This window comes from Streptomyces sp. NPDC002513 (genome assembly GCF_053595355.1).
In genome coordinates, this window is sequence record NZ_JBSFXK010000057.1 from 37,653 (window position 1) to 47,388 (window position 9,736).

The 9,736-nt window shown below is 69.5% G+C and carries 6 protein-coding genes; 2 read left to right on the top strand and 4 right to left on the bottom strand.

Annotation, left to right across the window (positions count from 1 at the left end):
• Window positions 1–14: 14 nt before the first annotated feature.
• Together ACWD5Q_RS28475 and ACWD5Q_RS28480 are read right to left on the bottom strand one after the other, a co-directional pair.
• On the bottom strand, window positions 15–3,278 hold the full coding sequence (locus tag ACWD5Q_RS28475) for a non-ribosomal peptide synthetase (RefSeq protein WP_451429920.1): 3,264 nt from the start codon (window positions 3,276–3,278) through the stop codon (window positions 15–17).
• A 12-nt stretch (window positions 3,279–3,290) separates the two neighbouring features.
• Window positions 3,291–5,900 (bottom strand): Pls/PosA family non-ribosomal peptide synthetase, encoded by a 2,610-nt coding sequence (locus ACWD5Q_RS28480; protein WP_451429921.1) that lies wholly within the window; start codon window positions 5,898–5,900, stop codon window positions 3,291–3,293.
• Between the two features lie 783 nt (window positions 5,901–6,683).
• Here ACWD5Q_RS28480 and ACWD5Q_RS28485 point away from each other — a divergent pair.
• Window positions 6,684–7,265, top strand: coding sequence for a GNAT family N-acetyltransferase (locus ACWD5Q_RS28485; protein WP_451429922.1), 582 nt, complete (start codon window positions 6,684–6,686; stop codon window positions 7,263–7,265).
• Window positions 7,266–7,354: 89 nt separating this feature from the next.
• Window positions 7,355–7,810, top strand: a complete 456-nt coding sequence (locus tag ACWD5Q_RS28490; protein WP_451429923.1) for a hypothetical protein — start codon at window positions 7,355–7,357, stop codon at window positions 7,808–7,810.
• A gap of 33 nt (window positions 7,811–7,843) precedes the next feature.
• Here the strand turns inward: ACWD5Q_RS28490 and ACWD5Q_RS28495 are convergent, their stop codons facing one another.
• Both ACWD5Q_RS28495 and ACWD5Q_RS28500 read right to left on the bottom strand, forming a co-directional pair.
• A complete protein-coding gene (locus tag ACWD5Q_RS28495; RefSeq protein WP_451429924.1) occupies window positions 7,844–8,908 on the bottom strand; it encodes a lipoate--protein ligase family protein in 1,065 nt (354 codons plus the stop codon).
• A 261-nt stretch (window positions 8,909–9,169) separates the two neighbouring features.
• Window positions 9,170–9,376, bottom strand: a complete 207-nt coding sequence (locus tag ACWD5Q_RS28500; RefSeq protein ID WP_451429925.1) for a DUF6417 family protein — start codon at window positions 9,374–9,376, stop codon at window positions 9,170–9,172.
• Window positions 9,377–9,736: the final 360 nt, after the last annotated feature.

Here is a 9,736-nt window from a genome sequence, read left to right on the forward strand (position 1 = left end):
GCGCCTCGGGAAACTCAGGAGGAAGTCAGCAATTCGGCTGCGCCCAGGACGGCCCGTGCTGCTTCGGCCGGCCGGGTGCGCGGGAAGTAGTGGCCGCCGTCGGCGAGTTCGTGCAGGTCCACGCGCTCGGCCAGGAGCTGCCAGTCGTGGTACCGGTCGGGGGCCCCGGGTGTGTTCGGGTCGTCGGCGGCGACGACCACGGTGACCGGCGCGGCCAGCTTCACCGTCGGCGGGCTTTCCAGGGCCTCGGCGAAGTAGCGGTGCGCGGACACACAGTCGTGCCGGTAGGCGGCACCGACGTGCTCTGCGTGCTGTGCGTTGAGTTCTCCCAGTTCGGTGTAGCCGCTGTCGGCGGTCAGCCGCGCGGCGATGTCGGCGTTGCTCCGCTTGGTCAGCTCGGCGATGGCCGAGCGCCGGTCGGTGGCGCTGCCCAGCAACTGGGCGCCGAGGAACACCCGCGAGACCTCCAGCCCGGCCTCGCGCAGCTTCCTCGCCGTCTCCAGCGCCGGGGCGGCGCCCGAGGAGTGCCCCCAGAGCATGACCCTGGTCAGACCGCGTGCGACGATCTCGGCGCTGGCCTGCTCCACCACCCGCGCGATCGGCGCGAACGGCTCGTTCCTGGCCGCGAGGTCGTGTCCGGGCAGGTCGACGGCGTAGACCGCGGTCCCGCTACCCGCCAGGGCGCCGGCCATCGGCTGGAAGTTGACCGCGTTGCCGCCCGCGTAGGGGAAGCACACCAGGGCGTGCTCCGGCGCGCCCTCGGGCACGGACAGCGGCTGAAGCAGCTCGGGGCGCCGCTGGGTCGCGCCGTCGAGCAGCGCGGCGAGGTCGGCGAGCACCGGGTGGCGGGTGATGTCCTTGAGGGACACCGCCCGGCCCAGGGCGATGGTGAGTTTCACCGCCGACAGCGAGGTGCCGCCGCGGTCGAAGAAGTGGTCCTGCCGGCTGACGTGGTCCTGGGGGACGCCCAGCAGCTCGGCCCAGGCGGCTGCCAGTTTCCGCTCGGAGGAGGTGCGTGGGGTCTGGAACTCCTCCCCGGCGGCGCCGGACTCCGCGGCCGAGGCGGTCCGCTGGGCCAGCGTGGTCAGGGCCTTCCGGTCGATCTTGCCGTTGGCGGTCAGCGGCAGGCTCTGCTGCCAGTGGAAGGCCGAGGGGACCATGTAGGCGGGCAGCACGGCGTTCAGCGCCTGGCGCAGCGCGTCCGCGGGCTGGCACCGGCCGGTGTAGAACGCGATCAGGTGGGCGCTACGGCCTGCCAGCTCGGCGACGACGACCGCACCGTCGCGGACCCCGGGCACTTTGAGCAGGTTGTTCTCGATCTCACCGATCTCGATGCGGAAGCCACGGATCTTGACCTGGTTGTCGCGGCGCCCCAGGAACTCCAGTTTGCCGCCCGGGTGCCAGCGTCCCCAGTCGCCGCCCAGATAGAGCCGCTCCCCCGGCCGGTACGGGTCGTCGCGGTACGCCTCACGGGTCCGTTCGGGGTCGTTGACGTATCCGCGGCCCACGCACACCCCGGAGAACGCGATCACGCCCGGGGCGCCCAGCGGCACCAGGGACAGCCGCTCGTCGACGACGTAGACCCGCACGTTGTTGACGGCGCGCCCCAGCAGGACCCGTTCCGGTGCCCGCTCCATGACCTCGTGGTTGGTGTCGTCGGAGGTCTCGGTCAGCCCGTAGGCGTTGACCAGCTTGATCCCCGGCTGGATCGTGAACCAGCGCTGGACCAGCTCCCGCTTGAGCGCCTCGCCGGTCACGGACACACACATCAGGTCCGGCAGTTCGCGGGGGTGCTGCTCCAGATAGGAGACCACCACCTCCAGATAGGAGGGCACGACCTGCACGACCCCGGTCCTGCCGCGGGCCAGCGTGTCTACGTACTGCTCGACGTCCACGATCACGTCCTGCGGGACCAGCAGGGTCCGCCCGCCGACCAGCAGCGCGGCGAGCAACTGCCACAGCGAGATGTCGAAGCACTGCGGGGCCGTCTGCGCCACCACGCGCCCCTCGCCGATGCCCAGGTCGTCGATCTTGGCGAAGAGGTGGTTGAGCATGCCCGCGTGCTCGCACATGGCGCCCTTCGGCTCGCCGGTGGAGCCGGAGGTGAAGTAGATGTAGGCGAGTTGGTCGGGGGTGACCTTGACCGCGACATCGGTGTCGGCGTGCTGTTCCGCGTACGCCGTCTCGACCGGCAGCCTTTCGATGTGGGGCAGCAGCGCCAGGGCCTTGTCGAGGGTGTGGGTGCTGCCGGACTCGGTCAGCACCAGCCGGCACCCGGCGCGCGACAGTGTCGCCTCGATGCGCCCGGCCGGGAAGTGGGGCTCGATGGGCAGGTACACGCCTCCGGCCTTGAACACCGCCAGCACCGCGGCCAGCCAGTCGAGGTTGCGCTCGGTGACCACGCCGACGACGTCCTCGCCGCCGAGTCCTCGGGCCAGCAGCGCCCGGGCCAGCCGGTTCGCGCGGGCGTTGAGTTCCCCGTAGGTCCATGAGCGGTCGCCGTGCACGGCGGCCACGGCCTCGGGATGGGCCCGTACCCGCTGCTCGAACAGTTCGTGCGCACGCTGTTCCGGCAGCGTTCGCGCGGGCCCGGCCAGCCCTTCGAGCTGCTGCCGCACTTCCTCGGCCGACAGCAGACTCTGGCGTACGTGCTCGGCATCCGCGTCGGCGGTCACAAGCCTCAGCGCGGTGACGTGGTAGCCGCCGATCCGGGCGGCGCACTCGGCGTCCAGTGCCTCCGTGCGATAGCGCAGCCGCAGCAGCGTCCGCTCGCCCCGGTCGTCCCAGTCCACCGCCAGCACCGTCTCGTCGGCGAGTGCGTGACCGGTCCCCTCGGGGTCGAGAACGACCTCGTACGACGGACCGGCCACGCCCAGTTCCCTGCGCAGTTCCCGCACCGGGAACTCCTGGTGCGCGAGCAGTTCGGCCGCCTCTCGGTGGACGCTCGCGACCAGGCCGCGCCAGGTGGGGGGAGCGACGGTCAGCCGACAGGGCAGCGGGTCGTCGTCCGGTCCGGCGGCATAGCCCGTGACCACGTCCTGCTCGCCCGACAGCGCGGCCAGTACCTTGGCGTGCGCGGCCAGCACGACCGAGCTGACCGGCACCCCCAGCTCTCCCGCCAGCGCGTGCACCGCCTTGGCCGTCTCGTCCGGGACCACCGTCTCGTACGCGGCGACTCCTTCGGCCCGCTCCGGCGCCCACCGGGGGATCACGGTGCTGCCACCGGCGGCCAGCACACGGCTCCAGAACTCCCGGTCCGCGTTCAGCTGCGCTTCCATCGCAGGCCTTTCTCAACTCACCGTCGGCGCGGCACCGGGTGCCGGGGACGTCACTGTCGTCGCGGCCTGACCGACGCCGAAGGGCCAGCCGGGAGCGTCCGGATTCTCTGCGGCGGGGTTGCCACCCCACCGTGCGTACGAGGGGACTTCCTCGCCCTTCATGAGGAAGGAGTCCGGTGCCAGCTCGGCGCCGTCGCCCACGGTCACGCCGTAGTGGACATGTGCGGCGACCCCGAGGGTGCAGCCGGCACCGAGCGTGGTGCGGTCGGACTTGAAGGTGCCGTCCTCCTGGGAGTGGCACTGGATCTTGCTTGCGACGTTGAGGGTGCAGTCGTCCCCGATCGCGGTGAGCGTCCGCTCCGTCACATAGAGGCCGTCGTCGAAGACCCTGCGGCCGATGCGCACGCCCATCAACCGCCAGATCAGGTTCTTGAAGGGGGTGCCGTTGAAGACCATCACATGGCGGTCCGGCACCTTCCACAGGCGCTCGTGCCACCAGAAGTACGGGTCGTAGATGGAGCACAGCTGGGGGCTCAGCGGACGGAATCGCGCGATCCAGCGCTCCACCAGGGCGAAGTACACGGCGGTGAATCCGAGGCTGAACGACAGATAGCAGGCGATGACGATGTACCCGAGCGCTCCGTACAGGTTGAGGGTGGCGAGACCGAGCGCCGTGAGGACGAAGGCGTGCAGCCACCGGATGCTGAGGAGCAGGCCCATGGAGCGCAGGTTGTAACGATTCTTCCGAGAGAGGTGACTGTGCAGTTCGTCGCCCGTCCTGAGGTGGTCGAACCGTGAGTCGCGCTCGACCGTGCGGGGAATCTCGAAGCTCGTCGAGCCGAGCAGTCCGACGCCCTCGCGTACCTCGCCGTCGAGCGGAATGTTCACCTTGGTGGCCAGCAGGCAGTTCTCGCCCGTCTTGGCGCCCGCGGGATAGGCGATGTTGTTGCCGAGGAAGTTGTGCGGCCCGATCGTCGCCCGGGACACCCGGAAGGACGTGCTCGAGAAGTCCGCGTTGACGATGGAGAGACCGTCGGCCACCATCGTGCCCCTGCCGACGGAGACCAGGTAAGGGGTTTCGTGCACCACTTCGGTGCCGAAGTTGGACCCGGTCTGCTCCACCTGCGTCAGGTCGTATCCGAGGGCTCGCAGGTAGTACACGATGTAGGAGCTGTCGCCGAAGAGCCAGGTGAAGAACCTGATGTTCGTCATGAGGGCGATGCCCCGTTGCGCCGCGTACCGGAAGCTGCAGAGCGGATAGACCTTGTCGGGCTTGAGGGCCAGGTTCAGCAGGCGGGGAAGGGTGCACACCAGGGCGAGTCCGCCGACGACGAGGCCGAAGAACACGACGAGGGAGATGAACAGCGAGTCCGTCAGAAGTTCCGGGAAGGAGTCGACGTCCTCCGGATTCAGGCGGTCCTCGAGCGCGGGGACCCAGCTGAACACCATGTACATTCCGCCGACGCCCAGCGGGATGTACAGCAGGAAGAGCTGGAGCAGGGTGGCGATGCCGAACCAGGCCCGGCGCAGCGTGCCGCACTTGGCCGGTTCGATCCGTACGAAGTCGGTATCCGTGGGTTGTGCCGGGGACCCGTGCCGGCGCTCGCCGTCCGGGATGGACTGTCCGCGGTACAGAGAGGACGCGTGGCCGAGCTGGGCCCTGTCACCCATCGAGGTGTCGATGTCGAGCACGGTCTTCTCACCGACGAACACATCACGGCCGAGGGTCACCCGCCCGGTCTGGATACGCCCCGCATGCGCTCGGTAGCAGAGGAAGAACGCGTCCTTGCGGATGACGGTGCCCTCGCCGACCGTGAGCAGGTCGGTGCAGACCGGGACCGAGCGGGAGAGGATCGTGACTCCCTTGCCGATCCGGGCGCCGAGGGCCCGCAGGTACAGCACATACAGCGGGTTTCCGGCTAGGAAAATCATCGGATTGGCATGGAGCAACGCCTTGACGATCCAGAACCGCAGGTAGGTCAGGCCCCAGATGGGGAACTCGCCCGCCTTCCAACGGCCCACGAGGATCCACTTGGCCGCGATCGGAAACACGCACACGGCGGTGAAGGCGATCCCGCCGAACAGCAGCGACCGGGCATAGATGACGGCCGGCCCCGCTCCGTCGGAGACCCAGTCGTAGCCTCGGGCGGCGACGAGTCCGGTGACGAAGGAGTATCCCAGGAAAGCCAGCAACTGGAGCATTCCGCACAGAACATAGGCGGACGTGCTCGCCCGTTTCACGGGAGCCTCCGGAGCGGACACCGCCGGTTGCACCGACCGTACCGTCAGGGGCTGCCCGTCGACATGAGGCGGGACGGCGTCCGCGAGTGCCGCTGCCAGGTGCCGGATCGTGGGGTTCCGATAGATGTCCTTCATGGACACCGAAGGCAGATCCGACCGCTTCCTGACGCGCGCGCAGAATTGAGCCATCACCAAAGAGTTGGCACCGAGATCTTCGAAGAAGTGGCTGTCGGCCGAAACGCGTTCGACGCACACGACATCAGCCAGTACTTCGGCGAGTTTCCTCTCGGTATCCATGGTTGGCGGGCCTGCGCTGTTTCGCCTGGCCGTCGGAGGTTCGTCCGGGCCGGGTATCAACACCTCGGCAGACTTCTCTCCCATGCTAACTCCTTGCGGATATATCGCTAACCATCGCCTCGCGATGGTCAGGCCCATGCCCTGGCACCCCGCAGGGGCCGAACCCGGTAAATCCCGGAAGCCACTGGGTCGTGCGCTTCTGTTGTCTGATCACGAAAGCGTGCGCTTCAGTGTCAGTCGATCACGATCAGGCGGCCACTCGGAATCGATCTCGACAACTCGACACTATCGCTCAACGGGCCGGTATTCCTGGGCTCGCCACGCCGCGGGCCGAGTGACAAGCACTCGGATGGAGGCTCACATCTGCACCCCACAGCAGCACCACCGCATTTCGGCGCTTCGGGCGGCCCGACGGAGGATTCTGACCCGAACTCGACAAGACCGAGCGTCCCGCTCCTCCCTCAAACCTGCTTCAGCGGCGTCCTCCGGCGCCTCGTCAAAGGATACGGAAGCCGTAGGTGAATGTTCGACAAGTCAGAGTGAATGGTCCGAATGGGTGAATTCCGTCAGGTCGTTTGACGACCCGGTATACCTTGAATTTCATCACTCAGACTGCGAGTGCCGTCACCCTCGGTGTCTCCGGGTACGTACCACGCATGTCGAGAAGTGCGGTGTGAGCGGAAATCAGAAGCCGGGCGTCAGAGCCCTTCTCGACCAACCTGATGGGAAAGGCACCCGGGCGCCGCCGGACGACGGGGTGCCCGCAGGCTCCCCCCACACCAGGCGACGGGTCCCGCGGCAAACGTCCCCGGCGCCGGGCGCCGGAAAACCGCTTGCGCTCCCGTGGCGGGGGAACAGAATCAGCGCGTGCAGATCCTGTCGTTTCCCGAAGAGGCCACCCCGGTCGAACTGCGCACGCAGGTGCGCGACCTCCAGGAGCAGGCCTGGCCGTCCGCTGAGGGCCCGGTCGCCCCTGCCGGTGCCCCGGCCCACGATCCCCTGCTGCGTCCCTGGTCGATGCTGCTCGTGGACCGGGGGACGGTGCTCGCCGCTCTGGACATCCTCTCCAAGGAGATATCCCATGCGGGCGCGCGCTACGCCGCCGGCGGATTGAGCACGGTGGTGACGCGGCAGGACAGCCGTGGCCTCGGACACGGCCGGCGCCTGGTCGCCGCGGCGCGGGAGACGATGATCGCCCGGCACCTGGATCTCGGGCTGTTCACCTGCGACCGCCCGCTCCAGGCGTTCTACGAGCGTGCGGGCTGGCAACTGCTGCCCGGTGCGGTGCTGATCGGCGGGACACCGCGCGACCCGTTTCCCAGTGACCGGCCCGGCTTCGACAAGGTCACCCTGGGCGACTTCTTCTCGGCGAGGGCCCGGCAGAGCCGGATGTCGTTCCACGACAGCCGCATCGAGCTGTATCCGGGAGAGATCGACAAGCTCTGGTGACCGCCGACCGGCGCGTACGAGTGGTGCATTACCCGGTCGCGGTCGTAGCGTCGGTACACAGGCGCCTGCACGGACGGCCGGGAGTGAACATGCGGATCCACACGGTGAAGACGGCGGTCACCCTGAGTGCCGTCGCCCTGCTCGCAGCAGCCATGGGAACGGCCTCCGCCGCCCCACCGGCCGGACACATCCCCGAGCGGCAGCCCGATCGTCCCGTGATCGTCGACTGCGTCTGGCACGCGCAGGTGCGACCCGCCGACTTCATGATCGCCTGCGGTGACGGCAACAGCCGCCTCGCCTCGCTCCGCTGGTCGCACTGGGACCAGGGTTCGGCGACGGCCAGCGGCATCAACGTGGTCAACGACTGCAAGCCGTACTGCGCGGCGGGCACGTTCCACTCGTATCCGGTCACCGTGCGGCTCGGCCATCCGCAGCCGTGGAAGAAGGATCCGCAGCTGCAGCACTACACGCAGATGAGCCTCGTCTACACCGGCTCGAGGCCGGACGGATTCGCGCGTGTGGTCACCTATCCGCTGTGGAACTGACGCGGCCTGGTCGCGCGGACGGACCGCGAACCGCTACGGCACGCGCGCGGTCCACTCCGGGGCGGAGAACTTCGTGGCGGCCAGCTCCTCGGCCCGCTGAAGCTCCTGCGGGGTGATGTGGCCCGTGGTGAGGCCGTAACGGGCCTGGAACGAGCGGACCATGCGGTCGATGACGGCTTCCCGGGACAGCCCGGTCTGCCGCCTCAGCGGGTCGACGCGCTTCTTGGCGCTCTTGGTCCCCTTGTCGGACATCTTCTCCTTGCCGATGCGGAGCACTTCGAGCATCTTGTCGGCGTCGATGTCGTAGGACATCGTCACATGATGGAGGACGGCCCCAGGGCCGCCATCAGGGCCGACCATGCGCTTCTGGGCCGCACCGGCGATCTTGCCGGCCTCGGTGGCGATGTCGTTGAGGGGCTGGTACCAGGCCTTGATGCCCATGTCGTCCAGAGCGCCCAGCACCCAGTCGTCGAGGTAGGCGTAGGCATCGGCGAAGGACAGTCCGGACACGAGGGAGGCGGGCACGGACAGCGAGTAGGTGATGGTGTTTCCGGGCTCCACGAACATGGCGCCTCCCCCCGAGATACGCCGTACCACGGTGATCCCGTGCCGTTGCGCGGCCTCGGCGTCCACCTCGTTGCCCAGGGACTGGAAGCTGCCGATGACGACGGCCGGGCCGCCCCACTCCCATACCCGCAGGGTGGGCGGCCGGTGCCCGGCGGCGACCTCCGCCGTGACGACCTCGTCCAGCGCCATGTGCAAGGCGGGCGGCTGGGGCCCCTCGTGGATGAGCTGCCAGTCGTAGTCGGTCCAGTCGGTGGCCTGGGCGAGCGCGCGGCGGACGGCTGTCGCGATGCCTTCGGGGGTCAGACCGTACATGACGGCGCCCTCGGGCAGGCCCTCTCGGATGCGCTCGGCGAGTTCGGAGGCCTCCGTGGTGGCCGGGGCACCTTCGAGGGCCCGGTCGATGGCGAGCAGGGCCTCATCGGGTTCGAGGAAGAAGTCTCCAGCGACGCGCACGTCGCGCAGGACGCCGTCGTGGTCGTCGAGATCGACCACCACCAGCTTGCCCCCGGGGACCTTGTACTCGCCGTGCATGCCGACCGCCTTGATCGTTCCTGTACCGCCGTCACCGTAACGCCGGACGCATACCGCCTGTTCCGGTCGCGCTGGGGCCGGACCGATGCCGCCCGTGCCAGGACTTCCCGATGTCGGGCGCCCTGCGCGGCGTCGCGCCTCTGCCGGCCGGTCCCGGGACCTACCGGCGCGCGCCGGATGCGGGGCCCACGGTCACACCGCACCGGCTGTTCGAGGTGATCGACATGCGTTCCGCCGTCATCGCCCCGCCGGGGGCGGCGGTCAGTTCTCCGAAGGGATGCGGGCCGCGATGTCCCGCGCGAGCCGTTCCGCTTCCGCGGACAGCGGGCCGCCCTCTGCGGCGACCGTCGCCAGCAGTCGTAGCAGGTCATCCGCCTCCTCGCGGCTCATCAGTGCCAGCCGCTCCATCGTCTGCTCGACGGGAGCGGACTCGAGGTCGTCGAGGCCGAGGGGGTCGTTGTTGTCCATGCCGTGGGCAACGTACCCAGCCGTCGGTTGGTCACGCACGGACCGCGGGCCGGCACCCGGGGGCGGTGTCGTCGTGTTTCCCCGCCGTGGCGAACGAGCACGGCAACCTCGACGGGGTCGGCCGGGACCGGGGCCGCTGCCGGGGCTCAGCCGGCCCGGTGGGAGCGCAGTGCGGTGACGGTGTGCCGTAGTGCCGTAGGGTCACCGCACGTCCGAACAGGCCGGGCAGCGCACCGGCGTGGAGCGGCACGGCCCAGGTGCCGCGGCCGCGGGCGGAGGGGCGCCCCCGGGCGGGCCCCCCGGCCCCCCCCCCGGGGCCGCGGGGCGGGGGGGGCGCACCCGGGCCCCCCGGGCGGGCGG

Excerpts from the sequence above, each read along its gene's own strand:
- ACWD5Q_RS28475 (WP_451429920.1), bottom strand. The coding sequence starts at position 3,278 with ATGGAAGCGCAGCTGAACGCGGACCGGGAGTTCTGGAGCCGTGTGCTG.
- ACWD5Q_RS28480 (WP_451429921.1), bottom strand. The coding sequence starts at position 5,900 with ATGGGAGAGAAGTCTGCCGAGGTGTTGATACCCGGCCCGGACGAACCT.
- ACWD5Q_RS28490 (WP_451429923.1), top strand. The coding sequence starts at position 7,355 with ATGCGGATCCACACGGTGAAGACGGCGGTCACCCTGAGTGCCGTCGCC.
- ACWD5Q_RS28495 (WP_451429924.1), bottom strand. The coding sequence starts at position 8,908 with ATGCACGGCGAGTACAAGGTCCCCGGGGGCAAGCTGGTGGTGGTCGAT.
- ACWD5Q_RS28500 (WP_451429925.1), bottom strand. The coding sequence starts at position 9,376 with ATGGACAACAACGACCCCCTCGGCCTCGACGACCTCGAGTCCGCTCCC.